Genomic DNA, 24,762 nt, shown 5'->3' on the forward strand with positions numbered 1-24,762 from the left:
CTGTCCCACCTAGAATCTAAAGTATATAAATGGATTATGTGTTGCGTTGACTAAAAACATTGTGATAAAGAGTAACAGTGCCCCATAGTAAATGGATTGTCCAACACGCAGGCTCCAGTCAAAAGATAGGGAGCTAGTAGCTCTTTGTTCACTCCAAGTTTGATATAGTCGATAGATTGGCATTGCAAAAATAATGGCAATGACAAAGTATACCCCATAATCCTTTGTTAGTAATATCGTTTCATAATTATAAAGTGCTGCATCGGATAGTCCAAACATGGTTTTAATATAGCTGAAAGCATATGTAAAGTCGTTCGCTCTAAAGAAGACCCAGCCGATCATTACTATAATAAGTATATAAATATGGCGTAGGAAACGAGGTATACGTTCTAGCCATTTTAAAAGCACCCATTTTTCAAGGCAAATTAATATTCCGTAATAAAAGCCCCATGCCATAAATGTCCAGCTTGCTCCGTGCCAAAAGCCCGTTAATGTCCAAACTATTAATAAATTTCGATAAAGCTTCCATTCATGGCTAACGCGGCTGCCCCCAAGTGGGAAGTAAACATAATCTCTAAACCAGCTGCTTAGTGAAATATGCCAGCGACGCCAGAAATCTGTAACTGATTGTGCAATATACGGATAGTTAAAGTTCTCCTCAAATTTGAAGCCAAATATTCGTGCTAACCCGATGGCCATATCACTATAGCCAGAGAAGTCAAAATAAATTTGAAGCGAGTACGCTAGAATTCCTATCCAAGCAGTCCCTGTTGTTAAATCTCCGCCTGATAAACTAAAGACATGATCAGCAATCTCGCCCATTGGATTGGCAATCAATACTTTTTTAGCTAAGCCCTGCACAAAACGACGGATACCAATCATCCAATCCTCCGCTGTGGAGAGGCGTTTTTTTATTTGCTCTGCCACTGTTTGATAGCGAACAATCGGTCCTGCCACAAGCTGTGGAAAAAGTGTAATGAAGAGTGATAAGTCCAAAAAGTTGCGTTGAGCCTTAACATCCTTTCGGTAAACATCAATTACATAGCTGAGAGCTTGGAACGTGTAGAATGAAATGCCGATTGGAAGCGGTACAGCCTGCCATTCAATTGCTTGCTCCAGGTAGTTGTTTAGGATGTCCACAAAAAAGCCAGCATATTTGTAATAGCCAAGGATGGCTAAGTTACTGACAATCACTAGCCAAAGTAGGGCTTTTCGTTTAGACTGCGAAATCGTATTTTCAATGATAATGCCCAAAATATAGTTGAGTAAAATCGAAATCATCATTAAAAGTACATATCTCGGCTCGCCCCATGCATAAAAGAAGAGACTGGCCAACAGTAATATCGTGTTGCGTAACATCTTTGGAGAGATGAAGTACACAATGAGCACTAATGGCAAAAAGACATATAAAAATATAAGGCTACTAAAAACCATTCCTTCAAATCCCCATCTCTTATTTATATATTGCATTTATATGGTCATGCATAGATTGCCATATTCAATGCTTATACCGCAATAAACGGTTTGAAACATCCAAGATAACTGATAATCCGCAAAACTGCTAGAAAATTCTAATATAATCAAGGAAATGCATGAATAAATTACCTACCTTATTGTAACGTAAATTCACGAATTGTTCACCAGTGTATTTTTACTAAATAATGGATAAAAGTCGATTTTTGTCGAAATTTAGTTGGTAAAAATGACATGGGCAATATGGTATATTTTTCGCTTGGCAGTAAGGTTTGTATGTTAATTTTAAGGATGGATGACTACTATCTTTTTAAGTAAATTATGGTTATAAACCCTTTAAAAATCTACTGTTACCACATATTTCATTCCAAATCTTGCCCTTTGAAATTTATTATCTTGTAATCTTATAATAGATTTGTAGTCACCAAAAGTGGCTAATTTATCTAGGAGGTTATTGCACATGAAACAAAAATATAGTAAATGGGTTGTCGGCGCAGCATCAGCAGCCCTAGTAGCATCAGCAATCGTACCAGTAGCAAGCGCAGCAAGCTTTTCTGATATTGAATCAAGTGACCACAAGGAGGCTATCTTAGCATTAGCAGATGCTAAAATTGTAGCAGGTTATACAGATGGAACATTTAAGCCAAATGCGGTTGTTACTCGTGGTAACGTAACAAAATTCTTAGGGAAATGGTTAGTATCTGAAAACTATGAGATTCCTACAGATTATGCTACAGAAGCACGTTTCACTGACCTACCAACAACTGCTCCAGACAAAGAGTTATTACAATATGCAGCACTTGTAAAAGATGCTGGCGTATTCAAAGGCTCAAACAACCAATTAATGCACACAAATAACATGAACCGTGAGCAAATGGCAGTTGTATTAGTACGTGCTATCAAAACGGTTTATAACGTAGATTTAGTGGCAGATTATAAAGAATCTGACTTCAAATCAACAATCACTGATTTAGACAAAGCTACAGCTACTGAAAATCGTGAAGCAATCATCGCGTTAGAATATGCTGGACTTACAAACGTGAAAGCGTTCAATCCGAAAAACACATTAACACGCGGTCAATTTGCATCATTCTTACACCGTACAATTTCAAACATCGGTGAAGAAGCACCTTTAACTGTTAAAGAAGCTAAAGTTGTAGATGCAACTACATTAGAAGTTACACTTTCTGATGACAAAAAACATACAGTAACATTACCAACTCCACTTCCAGAAAATAAAGAAACAAATGTAGAGTTTGTGATTGATGGCAAAACTTATTCAGCTGTAGTTACATATGTAACTGAGTTAAAAGTAAAAACTGTTGATGCAGTCAATGCAAAAACGTTAGCAGTAACATTCAACAAACCAGTTGAAACAGAAAAAGCTAAATTTGAGCTTAAAAAAGATGGCTTCAAATCTAACTTCACTTCTATTACATGGAACGAAGACAAAACAGTTGCAACAATTGAATTAACTAGCAAAATTACAAAAGGTGAATTCACAGTTAGCGTATCTGGCGTTGCTGATCAAGCAGTAACTGGCACTGTTAAAACTGAAGATGAAAAAGTTGCTGGTATTGAAATTCTTGGTGAAGTAGCACCATCTACAAGCAACACAACAGCTACAGTTGGCTTCCAAGTAACAAACCAATACGGCGAAGATATTACAAAGCTAAATGCTTCTGCTTTAACATTAACTGCTGCAGGCGCTGATTCAGCTGTTGCTAATGCAGATGGCTCTATCACGATTACAAAAGCTGCAGGACTTAAAGAAGGCGATAAAGTAGTTGTGACTGCTATCCACGGTGCAACTGCAACAACAACTACTAAAACTGTAACAGTTTCTGCTAAAACTGTAGCATCTGATATTACTATTGGTACTCTTTATAATAAAGATGGCAAAACATTCAGTGAAGATGTAAATTTAGCAAAAGATAAATTCTATCTTCCTGTTACTTTAAAAGATCAATATGGTAAAGAAATTACTGATCTTAACCGTTTAAATGGAGCAAATTCTGAGGTTCTTGTAACAAACACAAACCAAGCTGTTGCGACATTCGGTGTGTTTGAAAAACAAACAATCGACGGAAAAGATGTTATCGTATTACCTGTTGCAAACATCGTAGCAGCTGGTGACACAAACGTAATCGTGATTGCTAAAGCAACTGGTAAAAACGGTCAAATTGCAGTGAAAGTAGCTGAAGGTGTACGTGCTGATTCAGTTACATTAGGAGCACCAGCAAAAGTTGTTACTGCTGGAGCGGATATTTTATTCCCATTATCTGTATTAGATAAACAGGGCAATTCAATTAAAGAAGTTACTGCATTAAACGGCACTAAAGGTATTACAATTACTGGCGGTACTTTATTTGAAAAAGATGGTGAGCTTTATGCAAAAGTAGCAGGCGCTGGGGTAGTAGAAAACGCACCAGTAACAGTTGTTGTTACTTCTTCAACTGGTAAAGTGGCTACACAAACAGTTATTCCTAAAGCTGCAACTGCACCAAAAGTAATTACTGGCTTAGATAGCAAAGTAAGCACATCTATCCGTGAACTTACAGGTGCTAAAGTTGATATTTCTGCAAAAGATATCGTAGTAGAAGATCAATTTGGACAAGTAATTTCTACTGACGAGCTTCTTGCAAAACTTGCAACTGCAGACTACACAATTAAAGCATTTACAGATGCTGATGCACCATTTACTGTATCTGGTGAAATTAAAAATGCTGCTAACAACAAAATTACAGTAGAGTACAAAGCAGGCGCTACTAAAACGACTGCAAACGTTACATTTAAACTTGTAAAAGTTGCAGACAACACTGCTAACGAAGCAAGCTCTTACTCAAAACAATTCTCTGTAGTCAAAGATAGCTCATTTACTTCTTATAAAGTAGAAGATATCAAACCTATCTATGTAACTAATGGTGCTATTCCAGCTGGTTACGGAAAAGATATCGTAGTAAAAGCTGTAACAGCTAATGGTGGAGAAGTTACACTTTCAGCTGGCTCTGATTACACTGTAAAATCAGCAGTTCTTACAAGCGTAGCTGATGGTAATATTACGACTACTGATGCTGCAAATGTAGTATTTGATAAAGATGCAAAAACAGCAACTGCAAAAGTAACAATTACAATCAATGCTACAGGTGAAGAAATCGTTAAAGATGTAACTTTCTCTAACGTTGCACCAAAAGTTGAAAAAGTAGCTGTTGTAGAAAACAACAAAGCTGCTAACTTTATTGCTGGCGAATCTGTAAATCTTGTAACAACTTACTCTTACAATGTAGATACAACATTCGGCTTAGATGCATTCTTCGGTTTAGCTGACGTAGTTGTTACTGACCAATATGGCGTAATGGCACAAGTTGATGAGAATGGTGCTAACAAAGGTAAAGCAACATTCAACGGTGTTGCAACTGCTGCTACAACTTTAACTTTATCTAAAGTTTCTGGTGAAGTAGTATTCAGCAATAACGGTACAGATACTGCAGCTGCTACAGGTAAAGCAAACGATGTATTCAATGCTCGTGTGAACATTGATGGTCAAAGTGCAACACCTGTTAAAGTAACAGCTAAACAAGACTTCAATAAATAAGATAGTTTTTTCTAAACAGTGGAGATTCGAGTAAATCGAACGCTCCACTTTTTTTTTCTGGATAGAAAACTAGAAAAGCTGGGCTATGAATGTTGCATTGGTATATTATGAAACTTTTGGTTTCTCTTACTCGTATTATCATAGTAAAATAGATAAAACATGGTGAGGGGTTGAACTGGTGAAGAAGCATACTTTATTTCAGGGCGCATTAATTGCTGCTCTAACAACAAGTGCTATTGTGGTACCGACTGCACAGGCAGCAGAAAAATTTACGGATGTTGATTATACACAGGAATATGGGGCTGCTGTAAAGGATTTAGCGGAGCGAGGTATTATAAAAGGGTATGCGGATGGTACATTTAAACCATTTGCTGATGTTACACGTGGACAGGCTGCAAAAATTTTAGCCAATGTATTACATTTAGATACAAAGAATGTAGAAGACCCTAAATTTACGGATGTTAAGCCAAGCGACGATTATTATGGAGCTATTGCAGCCTTGGAAAATAAAGGGGCGTTACTAGGCTTGGCTGATGGCAGCTTTGGTGTCAATGAAGCCATTACACGTGAACAATTAGCACAAATGCTAACTGCTGCTTACCAGATAGAAAGCAATGAAGTAGATGCTTTACCCTTTACAGATATAGTGAAATATTCCGAAGCTTATTATGCAGTTATTCCATTGTTTGAAAATCAGATAACGAAGGGAATTACGCCAACTAAGTTTGGATTAAAGGAAACTGTCAATCGTTCACAGCTTGCAGTATTTATTCAGCGCATGGAGGCTATGCAGGCTAAACGAGTTACCAAAACGTTTACAGCAAAAGAGCTTGGATCTAATTTTATTGAGGCATATGCTACAGATAATCAGGCGATAGAAGGAGATCATGAATCTTTCCGAATGCATCAAGCTAATAATGAAGTGAAAATTGAAGCATTACGAGAAGGATCAGGCTATTTTATGCTGATGGGCTACAATATCGATAATGAAGAAAATTATGAAATGATAGAAATGGTGAAATATAAAGTAACTGTCAGCAAAGTCGATGGTAAACTCCAGATGAATTGCCAGCAATCGGACGAGGTAACTCCAGGCATAGCGATGTTATTGGAGGAGGATTTAGGCTTTGATCCAAAAAACATTCAGCTAACAACGGCTGGTGGACATGCTGTAAGTGAAAAAGTATACAGCTATCAGCCAGTGAATTTTGATGGCTGGGAAGAGGAAATGATTCCGAAAGGTGGAAGCTATGAGCTAAAGCTATTGCAAGCGGGTGATTATATTGCAACATTATCAGACGGTAAAGGTCAATCAGTTCGAGTAGGAATTCATGCCGAATCGAGCGGCTATGATATATATACAACGTCCGCAGTTGAAATAAACAGTGCATTTATTTCAATGAGTGATATTGGCTTTACAGTGAAGGATATTAAAGTAGAGCAGTATACAGGTGCAAGATATGATCATCAAATCATCAATGCGGAGCTTTCAACAGAAGGTGTTACGATAAAGGGAGTAGCAAAAGAGGATTCGCTCTTCTCTATTCGTCTAACTGGTACAAATGGTGAGAAGCTTTATGTTCATGGCATGATCTATGAAGTAAGCGGGGTCACAACGATGTACTATGAGTTTGCAACAGAGGAACAAATGGAGAATACACCCTTTTATTAAAAGGTATTAATAGCTAACAAGAAACCTCCCTAGCAAAATACAAGGGCACTGAAAAACTAAAAAAATCACTTTTTTATATTAGAAATTTGTCTTTTGTTAGATTTGAAAACTAAAAAAAGTCGATTTGCATCACAATTTTTGTGGCAAATCGACTTTTTCAGTGCCCTCGCAAAATACAGGGAGGTTTTTAATATATTAAAAGACAATATATTTTACATAGTCTTTCCAACCTATTTCTTTAAACTGTTGCCATTCAATCCTTTTTATTGGCATGGAACGGAAGGTACGAGCTAAAATATTGCGATTTTCTTTATCGATCATCGGTATCCCAGCTTCCATATAGCCTGTAAAGATTGTAGTATCTGCCGTTTTGAAGGCAACGTCTATATCCTCCAAACGAATTTTACCGTCTTCACCAATAATATAAACACTCTGTTGGCCCTTCTTTGTAGACTTTACCCATGTAGAATCAATTTTATAGGCATCGAATGCTTCATTCACGATAATGGAAGCCTGACCAACTGTAGAGAATGGAATATTGTCTAGAACATTGTCCTGCTGCAATATGACCTCATAGCTTGAAGGCTGTGGCAGCTTTATTGATTTAGCTAATTCATTTGCCCAATGCGATTCATTATTAGTAGCTATCAGTTGCTTTTGAAGTACAATACCAGATAAATCATCCTTATAATGCTGCAAGTCAAAATTAACGGTTTGACCATCCTTCACCTTTTGCCATTCATCCTCAGATAAGTAGGCGAGCATAGATTTCTCTAATGAATAAATTTCAAATGTTACTGCGCCAGCCTCTTCTATTATGTTTGAAATAACACCGTCAACAGGACTAATAACACCTTGGCGTGCCTGAATTTGGGCTATTTGTGCTTCCATTAATGCTACTTGTCTAGTTGCCTCTGCAATATGGCGGTTTAAAATTGCCATTGCAGAAGAAGGAGAATTTTGCTGACCTAATTCTAATTTAACCGTGACATTTAGCTTATCACTAATTTGATCCGTATTGATAGAGCTTTTAGGGTCACTTTGCCCACCATATTCCGATTCTATTTGTGCTAAAGCGGATTCTAAATCACTTAATTCCGTTTCATAAGCATCACGCTCAGCTTCAAGCTTTGTTAATTCATCGTCAACTTCTTCTGTTTTATAGCTAGCTAATATATCGCTGACACGAACTTCCTGACCACGTTTAACATCGATCGCAGAAAGGCTTTTTGCATCTGCGGAGATGGAATATGTTTGTGCCGGAGCAACTATTGCATCTTTTTTAATTGTTTCTACACGATCACCGGTAGTAGCTCTTTGGAATTCATCTATAAAATAGGAGCGAGCAACCTTACTGTCATCCTTAAATACAAAATAAGCATTCACGCCGATTAGTATCGCTAGTACAATCATACTCAAACTTGTCCAAGGTCTGGATTTAATAAAGCGCATCATCCTAACCCCCTTGTAATCCATTCTTGTAAAGGCAGTACACTAATCATTCCAACAAACACAGCCATTAGCACATGTAGAATAATTATTTTTGCTAGCAAAACTTTACGATCTGATACTTCCTCCCATTTAGAAAGAAAGGTATATTGCACAATGATTGTGAATAGGGTTGCTATAGTTAATTGATTAATAACAAATAATACTACATCTGTTTCCATAACTTGCTGAGCAAGTGGTGCAAGTGATAGGAAGGAGAAGGTAGTTGTATAGCCTACTAAATAGAACACAGCAAATAATATTGTTTTTTCAATTAATAACAATACCATGACATAAAGTTGTACTTTTTGAATCCATTTATATGGTATGTCAGTTAACAGATGCAACAAATATGTAACACCGTAATAATGAAAGGCATAATAAATGATTCCCCAGGCAATAGTGCCTATCATTGAAAGTAAACGAGCTGTATAGTATTCATCCTGATGATTCATTGCAAATAATGTTGTTAAGCTTTCAGTACCCATGCCCCAAAATTCACGAATGATGAATAGTAGCATGAAAAGTATAAAAACAGTGAAGGATCGTTTTTTATAGCCTCTTATTTCTCCTCCTTCGACGGCTTGGGTAAAGTTATTGGGATGCGTTAAGCTATGCCAAAACTTATAGTGATAAAACATATAGAGCTCCCTTTCTAGTAAATTGAATAGTAGAGATGTAGTATACACCTAATTACTGGTAAATAACATAGGATAAATGCTGATTTTTAAAAGGAATTTTCTCGATAAAGAGAAATTTCAATCGAATTTTTCTGAGTGTTTTTAAAATGAATCGTCAAATGCATTTTTTTCTAGTAAATTCACTGGTTTTCCAAAATTTGTGCAGGATCAATGCACATAATTCGATTATATAGTATCCTTGCAATAACTTCCTATAAAAAGCCTATACAATCTAAAAATAGCAATTATCAATACGTTCGTAAAGGGCATAAGAGACTTTGAGAGAATAGCTTGAAATTGAACGAGAAGTACCGATACTAAAGATAGACAATTTGAAGCCATAAATACATATCCATTTTCCTATATAATGTAAAAAGAAAGGGTGGGCATTTTGAAGAAACCAATAAAAGTTGGTGTGTTGACAAGTTTATTACTATCACCGGCAGCGCTTGTCAATGCTCAAGAAGTACAGCCACATCAAAAAACGGAGCAAGTAGCCTATGTGAATGCAGTAGCAGTGGAGACAAAAGAACAACTGCAAACAATGTATAAAAATTTAACAGATAAATCCTCACTCGATGATATAACGATTGCAGAAAGCCGCTTTAGTGGTTTAAATGCAGCAGGATTTACTGCTGATGAAGTTCAATTTATTAAAGCTAAGGTAGCTTACGTACGAGCGCAGAAAAACCTGTTAACGGATATTAAAAATCTTGGCGGAAGTATTAATAAATTAACTTATACAAGTAGTTCTCTTATTAGAGATGCTGAGGAGACAAATGACAAATATAAAGAATTTATGAATGAAGCCAAAGCTGGCTCCTATGCTAATGTGCAAAAGACCTTTAAAGAAGCTGTGAATGCAGCACCGCAAACGGCAATTTCATCAATGCTAGGGCTTGCAGTTCAGTATGGCTATGATGAAGCAACGCAAAAAAATTACTTTAAAACAAATGGTGCTGATCTAGATAAGCTAACTACAATGGTAAATGCTGTTGCTGCTGTACAGCCCGCTATTGAACTATTGGATGATTTAAAATTAGAGCTTTCAAAATCTGCCCCTGACTATTCAATCGTTAAGGATACTGTGTCTGATATTACAGTAGCCTATAACGCTTTATCAGCAGATCATAAAAAAATAGTTATAGCTTATATTCCTAAAGATGAAACAATTGCTCCTTATAAAACCTACACTGATGCAAAGCAAAATATTGATGCTGCTTTAAAAGTGGAGGATAGTATTACTCAATTAATAGGTAAGGATGCAGCAAGCTTTGATAAGGCAACTACTTTTATTAGCGCAGTTTCTGCCATTGAAGCAGCCCACGGTAAATTAACGAAAGAAGCTCAAAATTATATTACTAACTATAATGCTTTTTTACCTTATAAAGCTGCGGCAGATGTTTCAAAGCAAATCAATACGTTAGTAGTTTCTAATAGTGCAGATTATCGTACAATAGTTAATAATCTAACAACTTCCTACAACGGTTTAGATAAAAAAGCATTTGTCAAAAATGCTACAAATCTAACTGCTGCTGAGAAGGAAATCCAAGAAGCTGAAACAATTGAAGCTCTTATTCAAGCTATCGAAAGTGCAAGTGCAGCAGAACAGTTTACAAAAATTAAGGAGGCACGAGAGGCTTACAATACTCCACCTTCTACTGTGAATGCAGCAAATGTCAAAAAAATTGTCAATAACTTGGCATCATTAATAGACTGGGAAAAGAAATATAGTGCTTCGACAGATGTAGATAAATTAATTGCTGCCATTGATCCTAGCCTCTCTACGTTTGAAAGTAAAACACTATTAGCACAGTCGGCTTTTGATAAACTTAGTACTACAGAGCAGGCGATTGTGCAAAATAAGGCTCAACTAGCTATCTATTTTCCATATGCTGATTTAATGAATAAGGTAAATGCATTAAAGACTACATCGCCAGATTATAGCCAGCAAATTATGACATACCAAACGAAGGTAAATGCTTTAGATCCGACTGGTCATGCACAGGAAGCTGCATTAACCACTATTAAGACAAAGCTAAGCGAAAAATTAACTTTGCTTTCTAATGAGGAAGCGGCATTAGCAGATGTTGTAAGTAAAATTACAGCTTTAAATAGCTCACAAAATCTGATTCAAGATATGCAGGATGCACGAAAACAATATGATGCTCTTTCTACAGAAGCAAAAAAACGTGTCACAAATATTAAAATATTAACCGATTTAGAAAAATCACAAAAAGCTGTTTTAAATGTTATTACACTTGTTGAAAAGCTAGACCCTGCTGCAAAGGATTATACAAAAAAAGCGAAAGCTGCCAATACAGCTTATTTAAAGCTAGATGCTACAAACAAGGTCTATGTGAAAAACTATAAAACGTTGAAAGATCAAGTAGAGGCAATTGGCATTATTACGCGAATCCTGGCCTTAAATACCTCACAAAAAACATACAATGAAACAGTTGAGCTGTTACTAAATGATTATGCAGCACTTTCAGATGCAGCAAAACTACTAGTCACGAATTATCAAGATTTACAAACAGCAAAGGGCTATATGACAACTGCTAAAAGCTTTGATGATCGTGTGATTGCATTAGCCAATGAGTCTGATGCTACATTTGTAACAAAAGTGGCAGCATTGACAGCTGAGTATAAAACAATGGATAAAAATGCAAAAAAATTAGTTACACAATATAAAACGTTAACAGCTTATGAGAAAAATAATGCTAGTGTCGTAAAAGTCATTAATCTTATTACAGCATTAAATCCATCAAGTAAGGATTACTCTAAAAAGGTATTAGCAGCACGAAAAGCTTACAATGCGTTAGACCCTGCTTCTCAAAAACGTGTCACAAATTATGACCAGCTAGCAGCAGTGGAAGATGTGGCAACATTAATAGGCTTAATTGAAACATTAAAACCAACTAGTAAAACGTTTTTAAATGATTTAGATACAGCACGTAAAAATTATGATGCATTACCGCCAGAAAAACAAAGTGCTGTACTGAATTACGAAAAACTTGTCACAGCTGAAACTGAGCTGAAATCTGCGCATACAGTGATTGCTTTGATAGATGCGGCTGTACCTGACGATGAGGAGTTTCTAACAAAGCTAATGAATGCTCGTGTTGCTTATGACAAGCTACAATCAGGACAGAAAAAGCTTGTATCCAACGTGAAGGTATTAACGGACCGTGAGAAACAAGTAAAACCTATTTTAAATACCATGGTACAAATCGATGTTTTAGAACCTGAATCAAGTAAATTTGTTAGTCAAGTAAACGCTGCAAGAAAGGCTTATGATAAGCTAACGAAAGAACAAAAGGCATTCGTCAAAAATATTGCCATTTTACAAGGCTATGAGCCAACAGCTAAAGTAATCGAACTAATTGGTAAGTTAAAGGCATCTAGTAAAACATTCCATACAGATACAACACAGGCACGTGCATTGTATGATGGACTAAGCAAGGAGATGCAGCAATATGTTACGAACTACCATCTTTTACAAGCGGCTGAATCAAGTATTTTAGGTGCAGGCAATGTACAGCGCATGATTGAGGAATTACCTTCAATAGAAGCCAGCCAATATGTTAAACGTATTGAAGAAATACGAGCTACTTATAATGCGCTGCCGAAAGATCAGCAAATGGCTGTTGAAAACTATAAAACATTGCAAGAGCAAGAAAAGTTGATTAAGCCTGTTATAAATGTTGTCAATGAGATTGAAAAGTTGATGACATCTAAAAATATGGATAGCCAATATCAAAAGATTTTAAAAGCATATGACAATCTTAATGCAACGCAGCGAAGATATGTATACAATCAACAGCTTCTTCTTTCATTAGACAGTGTTATTAAAGTGTATCAAAGTATTGCAGACTTAAAGCCAAGTGATCCACTGTATTTTGGTAAGGTTGAATCTGTAAGAAAAGATTATGATAGCTTGAACACGATTGATAAACAAAGAGTTTCCAATTATAATATCCTGCTTGAGGCTGAAAAAAATCTGACTGATGTAAAGAAGGTAGTTGAAATAATAGGTGGTCTGCACCCAACTTCTAGCACCTATATAGAGGATGTGGCAAATGCAGTTGCGGCATACAAAGTATTAGATTCAAAAGTTAGAGGGCAAGTTATCAACTACGATACTTTAAAGAAAGCTGAAAAAGATGTAGCAGCGGTATTAAAAGTAGTGAATGCGATTGGCGAAATAGATCCAGACAATAAACAATTTGAAAAGAAAGTACTTGCCGCACAAAAGCTATACAGCTCACTTAGCCTTGAACAACAGGATTTGGTGTATAATTTCCGTATTTTGCAGGATCATTTAAGAACATTAGGATTAGAGTAAGGAGGGAGGGCAAGTGTCCCTCTTTCTTTATCTTGATTCAGCAGAATACTCCCACCTCTATAGGTAGCGAGATGAATGCGATTTTATTCATATTCAGTGGGCATACAAACGCCCGCTGAATCAAGATAAAGCCTCTGGCGGATGTCACGGATTTTGAAGAGGAGCTTTTCGAGCGAGCTCGAAAAAAATCTGGACGCAATTACGCTGGAGCGTAATTGATTTAAGCTGGCAGTTCATGAAAATATGTAAATCCTCTCAAGTCATCTATTCGAGCAGGAAAGGAAGAATTTATTTTGTCAAAAAAATTATTTCAAGCAAGCTGTTTGTCTGCAGCAATAATAGTAGCTCCATTTGCTATGGCAATCCCAACAGAAGCAGCATCTATGCCATTTACTGATATTAAAAATGATGGTAATGAGAGAGAATTATATAAGGCAGTCCAAGAATTATATAGTAAGGGTATTGTATTTGGAACAACAGATACTATGTTTAGCCCCTATCAAAATTTAACGCGTGGGGAAGCAGCTTCTTTTTTAGCAAAAGCTTTAAATTTGGAGACAAAGGAAGTGGGGAATCCTGGCTTTATTGATGTTCCAACCTCTCATCCATACTATGGTCCAATAGCAGCAATAGCCGCAAAGGGCATTATTCAAAAAGGAACAAATTATTACCCAGATCAATTTATTAAACGCAGTCAAATGGCGAAAGTTTTGACACTTGGCTTTGAATTACAAAAATCCACAAAATTATCGGCATCTTTTTCAGATTTTACAAAAGATAATGAAACCAATCAGTATATTCAAACGTTATTAGATTATGGGATTACACAAGGAACTAGCTCGACTACATTTTCACCTTATACAGATGTTCGTAGAGGACAGATGGTACTATTCCTATATCGAGTACTAGAAAAAAATGACAGCTCCTTTTATGTGATTGGTGTTGAATAAACATAAAGACTCACTCTTAGGCAATCCGCCCATAGAGTGTTTTTTTAAAAAATGATTAGGAAAAAATCGGTAATACTGGTATGTTTGTATATGGTTGAAAGGGGTAAAAATGATTAAGTACATAATGGTAACACTGTTTTACATATTTGAATGAAGGAGGCGGTAGCTATGTTCAAAAAAATATCAAGTGTTGTTGGCATTTCTCTTACCTTGTTAGCAACATCATACGCTGTGCCTCTAAATATCACTTCTGAAGAAGTTTTAGCAGCTGCTATTGCAAAGGATGTCTCACAATCACATTGGGCTAGCAGCTCCATAGCACATATGCTTGACAAGCATTATATGACAAATGATCAGAATGGCTATTTTAGACCAGAGCAGCCAATTACAAGGGCAGAGGCGGCTGCGGCAATAGCACGTTCCATGCAATTGAAATTCGACTCTACATTTTCACCTAATTTTACTGATTTATCAACTAACCACCCGTATTACAAAGAAATTTGTGCCTTAGTTGAACGAGGTATTTTACAAAATGGTGATTGTTTCTATCCCGAGACTCCTTTAAAGCGAATGCATATTACTAAGATGTTAACGCTGGCCTATAACATCGAAGTTGATTCCCAAAATGCTAGTAAATTTAAGGATGTTACTGAGGGTCACTGGGCGAAGGATTATATTGAATCACTTGCAGATGTGGGCGTAATTAAAGGTATTAATGCACAGCAATTTAGTCCGAATCAATTAGTAACGCGTGCCCAATTTGCCTCATTAGTAGAGCGTAGCCTCGACTTTTCAACTAAAGTAACAAATTATGAGGTAGCCTATGATTATTTATCAAAGTCATATATGTCGACAAAAAATTATTCATCGTCCATGTCTAATGATGTAATCCAATTAATCAACAATGAACGACAAAAGAAAAAACTACAACCTCTTAGCTTTGATGCAGCATTAACACAGGTAGCAGTTATAAAGGCGCAAGATATGGTAAATCGCCATTATTTTGAGCATGAATCACCCTACTATGGAATGCCGTGGGATTTAGCAACCCTATTCGATTATCCTTATACAAGCTTAGGAGAAAATATAGGAAGAAATATTCCAACACCCGAAGCAGCTGTGAAAGCATGGATGGCTTCACCAGCACATCGTGACAATATTTTACGGGAAAATTACACAAATACAGGAGTTGCTATTGCTATAGACAGCAAAGGAAATTACTATTGGGTGCAATTGTTTTCTAGTCAATAATTCATGTGCAGGAGTTAGCAGCGGGGGGAAGATGTCAGTGGAGGTAAGGTGAATAACTGTATATACCGGTGTGGTAAAAATTTCATGATTAAAATGTGTTTCTACTAGTCTTAATGATTCAATATGGCAATCTATTATGACAAAATGTCGCTAATATTACAGGAATGTTACAAAACTCCGGAATACCCATTATTTAATACCCATATTTTAGCGTTGATAAACCAGCAAACGTTGGTATATCAGCGTTTTTTTTGTATTCAAAAACCGTTACACAATTGAAAAATTAAAAGAGCATCTTTTATGATAGTCTATGTATAGGCAAAAAAGTTCTGAGAGGGGTATACCGAAACTATGAAAAAGAAATGGTTATTACCGATTTTTGCATCTTTCATGTTATTTACAACAACTCAAATAGATAACGCTGAAGCAGCATCTGCAACTGATGTTACTGATACAGCGACAAAATATATAGGCATTCCTTATGCTTATGGAGGTACAACTACTAGTGGGCTAGATTGTTCTGGTTTCACATCCAAGGTCTTTTCAGATTTAGGGATTAAATTAAATCGTACATCAGGCTCTCAATATCAACAAGGGACTGCAGTAGCAAAAAATGATCTTCAAGTAGGAGATTTATTATTCTTCAACACTAGTGGTAGTGGTATCTCCCATGTAGCGATATACATAGGTGACGGAAAAATGATCCACTCTCAAACTGATAAAGGCGTTAGTTATTCAAATGTTAACGATCCATATTATTGGAATTCTCGTTACGTTGGTGCGAAACGTGTAGCAACATTTGATAGTGAACAAGCAGAAGCTGTAAAAGAAGAAGTAAAGGAAGCTGCTATCGATTTCACTGTATACGCTTCTCGTGCAGAAGTGGCAGAGCAAATCGCGAAAGCACTTAACTTGGATACATCCGATAAAAACACGAAATTTACTGATGTTAAGCCAACATATGCACATGCTGGTGCAATTGCTGCTGTATCGAAGTTAGGTATTTTTGATGGCGATAGTAATGGTAAATTTAACCCTTCTTCACCAATTACTCGTGCACAAATTGCGAAAGTATTAGTACATGCTTTCGGTCTAGAGCAAAAAGGTGAATTAATCGCATTTACTGATGTACCTGCTAGTCATTGGGCGAATGAATTTATTTCAATTTTAGCTTCTAACGGTATTACAGAAGGTAAAGGTAACGGTAATTTCGGTTATGATGAAATGTTAAAAATTTCTCACCTTCAAGCATTTATTGAGCGCGCAAATCAAGTACAGAAATAATTAAATTCCGTTTCGCTTTAAACAAGGGCTACGTTTAAAGTGACACATTGCAAGGAAGTTCTTTAAAATAATGTATAAATTGAGGAGAGTTTGCACTTGCAGGCTCTCTTCTTTTTATGAAGTAAGTCGCAATGATGGAGGTGATGCCGAAAACAGTAGAAAAGTTACATTCGTATGATAGTTTTGTCTGTGAAATTTTGCTAAAATGAACACGAGAACAGGAAGGGAGGAAATAAGACATTGTACCTCAGAAAAATCAGTCTTATATTATGCGTCTTATTCATTTCAGCTTCTATGTTTACTATACATAGCGCACAAGCGAGTGGCGGTTTTGTAGATGTTCCGAAAGATCATGAAGCGTATGAAGAGATCAATTATTTAATTAGTTTAGGAGTTATTAAAGGATATACGGAAAACGGTAAAACGTATTACAAACCCTATAACACAGTAACACGTGGACAAGTTGCCAAAATGGCTGTTGTTGCTTCAGGCAATAAACCACTAGTTGTCAATAAATCAAACTTTTCAGATGTAACAACTGGAACAGAGCTTTCTGGCTATGTAGAACGTGCTGTACAACTTGGTTTCTTTAGAACCAATACAAAGGGACAATTCTTACCGAACAAGCCTTTAACTCGTGATGAAATGAGTTATGTCCTAACTAAAGCGTTTAAGTTAGATACAAGTGAATATGAAAATATTGATTCTCCATTTGTGGATGTAGGTATTACACACGACTACGTTCAATATGTGAATACAATTTACTATAATGGTATTACAAAGGGTAGCGGTCAAAATTATAATCCAAATAGTCAAGTGACACGTGCACAGTTTGCGTTATTTATCGCGCGGGCAAAAAGTGAAAAATATCGATTAGAGCCTCCTGTTAAAGGCATAGCAGTTCCTGATACATCACAAGTTATTGGATTGATTGCTAGTACATCTGATGGTTTAAATATTCGTAAATCAAAGGACTCCTCATCTTCTACTAATATTGTAGGTACAGTAAATAAAGGTGGTAAACTATCAGTCTATGCAGTAGAGGGAGACTGGTTAAAGGTTACCTATAAAGGCGCTTTTGCCTATGCTTATAAAACGTATGCACAATTTTTAGATGCTGATGGAAATGCACTAGGAAATGTTCAAAAACAGGTGACAACAACGCAAGGTATTAATCTTTATGTTAAGCCATCGTCTTCCTCGAAAATCATTTCCTCAGTGAAGAGTGATGTGAAATTACCAGTTTATAAGACTGCAGGTGGCTATTATTTAACTGTAGTAAACGGATTACCAGGTTATATTGTTGCAAATAGTACAGTGGATGTTGAGGTTGAGCAGCCTACAACACCAGATCCAGATCCAACTCCTCCTACAGTGACAGGTGACTTACTTGGTCGCGTGACAGTAGATAATTTAAATATGCGCAAAGAGGCGAATTCTACTTCTACGGTTCTAGGTAAGCTTACTAAAGGTGAGTATGTCCAAGTGAACAGTATTAACGGCTATTGGGCGCTGGTTACGTATGAAGGTCAAAAAGGGTATGTCCATAAATCATATTTAAAACTATTAAATCAGAAGGACAATGCTTTAAAAAATCGTATTATCATTATTGATCCAGGTCACGGTGGTAAGGACCCAGGAACTGTAGTAGGTTCTAATTCTGAGAAAGCTATTACATTAAAGGTTAGCACACTTGTGAAGCAAAAGCTTGAAGCTGCAGGTGCAAAAGTATTGATGACTCGTACTAATGACACGTATCCATCTTTACAGGACCGAGTAGACTTTACAAATGCAAACTATGGTGAAATCTTTGTAAGTATCCATGTAAACTCAGCGGCGAATACTTCTGCACAAGGCACTGAAACATATTATGCTATTACAACAGGTGATATGCATCAGGAAGATATTGATCTAGCATCATTTGTTAATAATCAAATTGTTAATAATTTGAAAATGAAAAATCGTGGTGTTAAAGAAGAACAATACTACGTCATTCGCAATACGATTATACCAGCCATTCTAGTCGAACTAGGCTTCCTAACAAATAGTGAAGATCGTGGGAAAATGACAGATGATCAGTATATAGAGTTATTTGCTGACTCAATCTACAAAGGAATCTCACAATATTACGCAAAACAATAACAATAAAGCTACATTGTTCATAAGTGGAACAATGTAGCTTTTTTTTATATGGTTTTTCTTATATAATAAGAAATAAATTTTGCTAAAATTACGAAATTATGTAACAAAAGGTAGAGATATATCGTTCTAATAAAAGGAGGTTTTAAACTCTTAGTTTTAAAAAAGGAGAGGCAAATAAAAAGGAGGGAATACGGAGTGTATTTTAAAAAAATTAGTCTTATGGTATGTATTTTATTTATATCAACTTTTTTTACCATACATAGTGTAAGTGCTAGCGGCAAATTTGAAGATATTTCTTCCAAGCACGAAGCTTATGAAGAAATCAATTATTTAATTAAATTAGGTGTTATCAAAGGGTATACGGAGAAAGGTAAAACCTATTATAAGCCTAATAATAAGGTAACTCGTGGACAAGTTGCCAAAATGGTTGTGATTGCTTCAGGTAATAAACCACTAACTGTAAAAAAATCTAGCTTTTCTGATGTAACTGTTGGTACGGAACTTTCGGGTTATGTAGAACGTGCTATCCAACTTGGTTACTTTGCAACAAATACGAAGGATCAATTCTCACCAAATAAACCTCTAACTCGTGATGAAATGAGTTATGTATTATCAAAAGCATTTAAGTTGGATTCAAGTCAATATGAAAAAAATGATTCTCCTTTTATTGATGTAAAAACGACACACCCTTACAATCAGTATATTAATACTATTTATTATAACGGTATTACAAAGGGAAGTAATCAGAAATATAATCCTAATGACCAAGTGTCACGCGTACAATTTGCCTTATTTGTAGCCCGTGCACAAAATGATAAATATCGTTTAGAATTGCCAATAAAAGCAGTGGTTGTACCTGATATTTTAGATATTATAGGGACTATCCAAGTTACAACTGACGGATTAAATATTCGTAAGTCAAAGGATTCTTCATCTATAGACAACATTGTCGGGAAGGTGAATAAAGGTAGTAAATTAGCAGTCTATGCAATAGAAGGAGACTGGCTAAAAGTTTCATCTAATGATGGCTATGCTTTTATTTATAAAACATATGCTCAGTTTTTAGATGTAGATGGTAATGCATTAGGTAATGCTAAAAAGCAGGTTACTACAACACAAAATATAAATCTTTATTTAGAACCAACGTCCACATCAAATGTTATTTCAACTATTAATAGTAAAGTTAAATTACCTGTTTATAACACTGTAAGCGGCTACTATTTAACGGTAGTAAACGGATTACCAGGCTATATCGTGGCGGGTAGTACAGAGGAAGTTGTAGTAGAAAAGCCTTCTACTCCAGATACAACACCGAGCCCAGATACAACACCAACTCCTGATTCACCAACACCGGAACCGACCCAGCCATCAGTTTCAGGTGATCTATTAGGTAGGGTGACAGTTGATAATTTAAATATCCGAAAAGAGGCAAACTCTACTTCCACAGTAGTAGATAAGGTGAAAAAGGGTGAATATGTTCAAGTAAATAGTGTGAATGGTTATTGGGCGCAGGTAACCTATAAAGGTCAAAATGGGTATGTCCATAAATCCTATTTAAAGCTATTAAATCAAAATGGTGATCCGTTAAAAAATCGAATTATCATAATTGATCCAGGTCATGGTGGCAAGGACCCTGGCACTCAATACGGTACTAATATTCTAGAAAAGAACATTACATTAAAGGTTGGTACTCTTGTCAAGGATAAACTGGAGGCTGCAGGTGCAAAGGTACTGATGCCTCGGACAGGGGATACATTTCCTACACCACAAGATCGTGTTGACTTTACACATGCTAATTATGGTGAAATCTTCGTAAGTATCCATGTTAACTCAGCAAAGAATAATACTGATGCACAAGGTACCGAAACATACTATGCTAAAACACCAGGTGATATGTATGAAGAAGACATCGATCTTGCGACATTTGTAAACAATCAAATTGTTAAAAACGTAAATATGAAAGATCGTAAAGTCAAAGAAGCAAAATACATTGTAATTGCTAATACGGATATCCCAGCCATCTTAGTTGAACTAGGCTTCCTAACAAATAGTGAAGATCGTGCTAAATTGACAGATGATCAATATATTGAGCTATTTGCTGAATCTATCTACAAGGGTATTGTGGAATATTACTCAAAACAATGATAAGAAAAAGCTACAACGTGCTAGGGTAAACGTTGTAGCTTTTATTCTTATTATTTAAAAAAACTCACTCTTCCTATTTTATTTTGAATTTGCATGAAGTGTTCTATTGACGAATTGAGCAAAGTTTTGGCGTGTCACTGTACCATTTGGTTTAAATGTATGATCCGCATAGCCAGTTGTGATGCCGAGTGCATAAAGTGCTTGTATCTCTTTATAATAGGAATGTGATTTAGGCACATCTGAGAAGGTAATTTCTGCAATCCCCTGTAGCTTGAAGCCGTTAACAAGTGCTCTTGCCATAGCAGCTCGAGTCATTGGCTGATGAGCATTCATTTTGCCATCCTCTAAAGCAATAATTCCGTATCGTGCGCCTGTTGCTAATACGGCATAGCCATAATCACCTGCTTTAATGTCTTGAGCATTTAATGTAGCCGAACTTGAAGCTGGAATATTTAGTGCTCGTAGTATCATTTCTGTTGCTTGTAAGCGTGTCAAGGTACCTTGTGGATTGAATTTTCCATTACTTCCCTTGACAATCCCTAATGCTTGTAAATTTTTAATATCATAGTAAGCTCCATTAGATTTCGCTACATCCTGGAAGAATGGTGCAGACGAAATTGTTGCTTTGCTGGAACCTTTTGCGCGTGTGAGCGTTTTAATTTCTGCAATCGTAGCAAATTTTTCATCAGCATTTTTACGATCATCACGCCCTTCTATAAAGGATGTACGTATTGTATATGTTCCAGCAGCTAAATTACCAGGCATAAAAATTTGATATTTTTCGGTGTGAGTACTGATGTCTTTTTGATCGGCATTATTTGTTGTAGCATCTGCAGCAAGACCAGGTATGTAACGTTCATGCCCTTTGCCTACAACCTTATCATTTGCATCTAAAATTTCTACTTGCAAGGTACCGCGTGCAGGCACATTGCCATTATTTTTAATCGTGACAGTAGAGTAGAAAACAAATTTCCCAGATGGAGCTACATAACCTTGAACACTATCGGAGTAAAGTGACAAATTATAACGACGTGGAACAAAAACATTGTGATTTTCGGTTACCCAATTTAAAGCATGCTTCATAAATACTTGGGCATCTTTGTCACCACGTGTTGTTGAAAAGGCAGCTCCATTTTCATTATCCTGCCAATCTGCTTTTGTATCTAAATCGATATAATCATAGATTTTAAAGCCGATTTGTACGATTCGACCTTTACCATATTCGATAGCATGTGCTGCACCATATTCATTTTTTTTCATAGTCTTTGGTTTATCTGTACTATTATAATCTGAGAAATATAATATAGGTGTTGCAGACCCGCCTTGCCAAGGTTTTATGATTTCTACCCAATCTTGATCTGTTTTTGTAAGACTAAGCTTACTTTTGCCAAGCTCTTTTGTTGTATTTTGAATAATGGGATGAACGGTATTAAGATTACTTATTGTTGAATTTCCAAGCATAATATCGTCAATAAAACGTGAATGGAAGACCTCCGTTAAATTATCCCACTCCATAACCCATGAATTTACATCATAGATTAAAGGTGAGAGATCCATTTGACCTGACTTAGGAAATTTAGCAGATTCGTTACGTGCTGTTTGGAATGCAAGGATGGCACCGCCACCATTTCTTATGTACATTTTTACATTTTCACGTTGCTGATGATTCATCATAACTGTGTAAGCGAAGACGATTGCGTCATATTGACTTAAATTTTCTAAATTATTTAGGTCCTTCTCATAAATTTTTTCGACCTGAAAGCCCTGTTGCTGATAGAGAAGAAAAGCCTTTAATTCTTTATTATAAGTAGAGCTATAATCTACTTTGGGTGAAACAGCTTGTCCTTTATATGTTCCGCCTGGGTGTGTTGTATTCGCATATTTTTCACTGCTTTCTGAAAAAACAACACCGATTTTTTGTGCTGCTTGTGCTTCCGTAGGTGATAAAGTAGCAATCACTAGAAACGCACAAAGTAAGAAGAATGAAACGCATAATTTCTTCATTAAATCCACATCCTTTATTTGTATATTACATCAAACATGCCTTACTATTACTCATCATACATCTAAATAATGGATGAATCATTAATATTTGGCTCTTTTCTAAAATTTTCATCTGATATTTTTTTAAATTAAAGAAAGTGGGGATAAGAAAATTACGAAATGGGTTTGTAGTCCTCTTTTTGGACAAATAGGGAAATCGTGCTCGATTTCATATAAAATACATTCATTCCTTTCTATAAGTCTATCTGTATTTATGATATAATTACCTTTGTTTTGTATAGAAAATGAAAGAATTACACAACGATGATTCACGATAGAGGAGGGCAATCACATCTACTGAGATGTATAACATTTATGAATAAACTGAAACAAACTTTTGCAAAGGTCAACAAGATTGATACATTTTCACCGTACTTCTTTTTACCTTTTATATTAGTACTCTATTTCTTTACAAGTCTTTTTGATTTCCATCGATTTGAACTATTTAATTTACGCGTATCAATTTGGCCTGCGGTACTTTTAGCGATTGCATGCTATTACATCGGAGTCTTTATTATTGATAAATTGCAGTGGACAATCCCATCATTTGGTTTATCATTCTTTGGCAAATATGTTGTTCATTTCATTGTATTTTTAACATTACTTGGTCTAGCATCATACTTTTTAATGATTTTTGGTGGGGGATTAGGGATTGCTGATGAATCCAACCGTCGTAACCTCAATCCAAAATTAAACTTCTTTGCCCAATTATTATGGTTTGGTGTGTTATTGTTATTATCCTATAAAATGATATTAGAAAAGCACATGTCATGGAAGAAAGTCTTAATATATGGTTCCATTTACGCTGGTGTTATGTTCTTATTCTTATTAATGGGATATCGTACACCATTAATTATCATGTTATTTACAGGTATTATTATTTTCCACTATGTTGTAAAGCGTGTGAAACTGACATGGTTCCTGACAGCACTGCTAGTGATTGGTGTAGCATTTTCAATGTTCGGCTTCCTGCGTGTATTAACTGAGGATACAACGAAGGAATTTAACAGCCGTGAACAGCCAGATGTAGAATTAACTGAATCGGAAAAAGAAAAACTGTTAACCGTGGAGCAAAAGGTTAATTTAACACCTAAGTGGATTCGTTCATTAAATGGTGAGAGTGTGACTGGTCATATTGTTTTAAGTAAAATTATCGAGTATACACAGGAGGAAGGTTACCTGAATGGAGAAATTCATGGGGGTATCTTCAGTACGATTTTACCGGGTGAGCAAGTGTCACCGCGTATGAGAGTAACAGAGGTTGTAAATTCTTTAAGCGTAGAGGAAGGTAAATATATTACACGTCCAACAAGAACAACTACACCAACATTTATCGGTCAATTATTCTTAGATGGTGGATATCTTCTTGTAGCAATTGGCTTTTTCCTCTATGGCGTACTAATTTCACTTATTTATAATAAAGTGAAGCAAGGTGGTATTCGTAGCTTCCACTCGGTAGCCTATGCTTTTGTTATTACTTTATTTACAGTATCAATGCACACAGGCTTACTGGATTTAATCTTTATTTTAATGCTTGGCTTTGTAATAATTGCCTCTGCGATTATAAATGTGGATAACAAGAAACTTCGGTATTAGCAATTTAGAGGTGTCTCAAATTTTTTGAGGCATCTTTTTTTATTGAGAGATTATTTATACGGATGAATAAAAATTATTACCCAAGCAATATTTTT

Annotated in this window: 13 protein-coding genes; 9 read left to right on the plus strand and 4 right to left on the minus strand. The window is 36.0% G+C overall.

Annotated features, from left to right (window positions below; genetic code table 11):
- Positions 1–9: 9 nt before the first annotated feature.
- Positions 10–1,434, minus strand: a complete 1,425-nt coding sequence (locus tag ACQKIM_RS05170) for an MBOAT family O-acyltransferase (protein ID WP_427540067.1) — start codon at positions 1,432–1,434, stop codon at positions 10–12.
- Positions 1,435–1,933: 499 nt separating this feature from the next.
- Here ACQKIM_RS05170 and ACQKIM_RS05175 point away from each other — a divergent pair, with 499 nt between their 5' ends.
- On the plus strand, positions 1,934–5,068 hold the full coding sequence (locus ACQKIM_RS05175; protein ID WP_427540070.1) for an S-layer homology domain-containing protein: 3,135 nt from the start codon (positions 1,934–1,936) through the stop codon (positions 5,066–5,068).
- 178 nt (positions 5,069–5,246) lie between these two features.
- Positions 5,247–6,740, plus strand: coding sequence for an S-layer homology domain-containing protein (locus tag ACQKIM_RS05180; RefSeq protein WP_427540073.1), 1,494 nt, complete (start codon positions 5,247–5,249; stop codon positions 6,738–6,740).
- 195 nt (positions 6,741–6,935) lie between these two features.
- Here ACQKIM_RS05180 and ACQKIM_RS05185 read toward each other — a convergent pair whose 3' ends face one another.
- Positions 6,936–8,195, minus strand: coding sequence for an HlyD family secretion protein (locus ACQKIM_RS05185; RefSeq protein ID WP_427540076.1), 1,260 nt, complete (start codon positions 8,193–8,195; stop codon positions 6,936–6,938).
- Positions 8,192–8,869 (minus strand): hypothetical protein, encoded by a 678-nt coding sequence (locus ACQKIM_RS05190; RefSeq protein WP_427540079.1) that lies wholly within the window; start codon positions 8,867–8,869, stop codon positions 8,192–8,194. Before ACQKIM_RS05190 ends, ACQKIM_RS05185 begins: the two co-directional genes overlap by 4 nt.
- Before the next feature lie 421 nt (positions 8,870–9,290).
- Between ACQKIM_RS05190 and ACQKIM_RS05195 the strand changes: the two genes are divergently transcribed.
- The 6 genes from ACQKIM_RS05195 to ACQKIM_RS05220 all read left to right on the plus strand — a co-directional run bounded on the left by ACQKIM_RS05195 (position 9,291) and on the right by ACQKIM_RS05220 (position 21,028).
- Positions 9,291–13,256, plus strand: coding sequence for a cell wall-binding protein (locus tag ACQKIM_RS05195; protein WP_427540082.1), 3,966 nt, complete (start codon positions 9,291–9,293; stop codon positions 13,254–13,256).
- Positions 13,257–13,549: 293 nt separating this feature from the next.
- The gene (locus ACQKIM_RS05200) at positions 13,550–14,206 is read left to right on the plus strand and encodes an S-layer homology domain-containing protein (RefSeq protein ID WP_427540085.1); all 657 of its coding nucleotides are present in this window, start codon (positions 13,550–13,552) and stop codon (positions 14,204–14,206) included.
- A gap of 168 nt (positions 14,207–14,374) precedes the next feature.
- Positions 14,375–15,457: an S-layer homology domain-containing protein gene (locus ACQKIM_RS05205; RefSeq protein WP_427540088.1), complete on the plus strand. Its 1,083-nt coding sequence runs from the start codon at positions 14,375–14,377 to the stop codon at positions 15,455–15,457.
- A 351-nt stretch (positions 15,458–15,808) separates the two neighbouring features.
- Complete coding sequence (locus ACQKIM_RS05210) at positions 15,809–16,741, plus strand: NlpC/P60 family protein (RefSeq protein ID WP_427540091.1); 933 nt, start codon at positions 15,809–15,811, stop codon at positions 16,739–16,741.
- 240 nt (positions 16,742–16,981) lie between these two features.
- On the plus strand, positions 16,982–18,883 hold the full coding sequence (locus ACQKIM_RS05215; RefSeq protein ID WP_427540094.1) for an N-acetylmuramoyl-L-alanine amidase: 1,902 nt from the start codon (positions 16,982–16,984) through the stop codon (positions 18,881–18,883).
- Positions 18,884–19,078: 195 nt separating this feature from the next.
- The gene (locus tag ACQKIM_RS05220) at positions 19,079–21,028 is read left to right on the plus strand and encodes an N-acetylmuramoyl-L-alanine amidase (RefSeq protein WP_427540097.1); all 1,950 of its coding nucleotides are present in this window, start codon (positions 19,079–19,081) and stop codon (positions 21,026–21,028) included.
- Positions 21,029–21,106: 78 nt separating this feature from the next.
- Here the strand turns inward: ACQKIM_RS05220 and ACQKIM_RS05225 are convergent, their stop codons facing one another.
- The gene (locus tag ACQKIM_RS05225; protein WP_427540100.1) at positions 21,107–23,032 is read right to left on the minus strand and encodes an S-layer homology domain-containing protein; all 1,926 of its coding nucleotides are present in this window, start codon (positions 23,030–23,032) and stop codon (positions 21,107–21,109) included.
- A gap of 354 nt (positions 23,033–23,386) precedes the next feature.
- Between ACQKIM_RS05225 and ACQKIM_RS05230 the strand changes: the two genes are divergently transcribed.
- Complete coding sequence (locus tag ACQKIM_RS05230) at positions 23,387–24,667, plus strand: oligosaccharide repeat unit polymerase (RefSeq protein ID WP_427540103.1); 1,281 nt, start codon at positions 23,387–23,389, stop codon at positions 24,665–24,667.
- Positions 24,668–24,762: the final 95 nt, after the last annotated feature.

Origin of the sequence: Lysinibacillus sp. NPDC047702 (assembly GCF_050272555.1) — a bacterium.
Classification (GTDB): Bacteria; Bacillota; Bacilli; order Bacillales_A; family Planococcaceae; genus Lysinibacillus.

Bases quoted from the DNA above. Each gene is read 5' to 3' on its own strand.
- ACQKIM_RS05170 (WP_427540067.1), bottom strand. From the start codon at position 1,434: ATGGTTTTTAGTAGCCTTATATTTTTATATGTCTTTTTGCCATTAGTG.
- ACQKIM_RS05175 (WP_427540070.1), top strand. From the start codon at position 1,934: ATGAAACAAAAATATAGTAAATGGGTTGTCGGCGCAGCATCAGCAGCC.
- ACQKIM_RS05185 (WP_427540076.1), bottom strand. From the start codon at position 8,195: ATGATGCGCTTTATTAAATCCAGACCTTGGACAAGTTTGAGTATGATT.
- ACQKIM_RS05190 (WP_427540079.1), bottom strand. From the start codon at position 8,869: ATGTTTTATCACTATAAGTTTTGGCATAGCTTAACGCATCCCAATAAC.
- ACQKIM_RS05205 (WP_427540088.1), top strand. From the start codon at position 14,375: ATGTTCAAAAAAATATCAAGTGTTGTTGGCATTTCTCTTACCTTGTTA.
- ACQKIM_RS05210 (WP_427540091.1), top strand. From the start codon at position 15,809: ATGAAAAAGAAATGGTTATTACCGATTTTTGCATCTTTCATGTTATTT.
- ACQKIM_RS05225 (WP_427540100.1), bottom strand. From the start codon at position 23,032: ATGAAGAAATTATGCGTTTCATTCTTCTTACTTTGTGCGTTTCTAGTG.
- ACQKIM_RS05230 (WP_427540103.1), top strand. From the start codon at position 23,387: ATGAATAAACTGAAACAAACTTTTGCAAAGGTCAACAAGATTGATACA.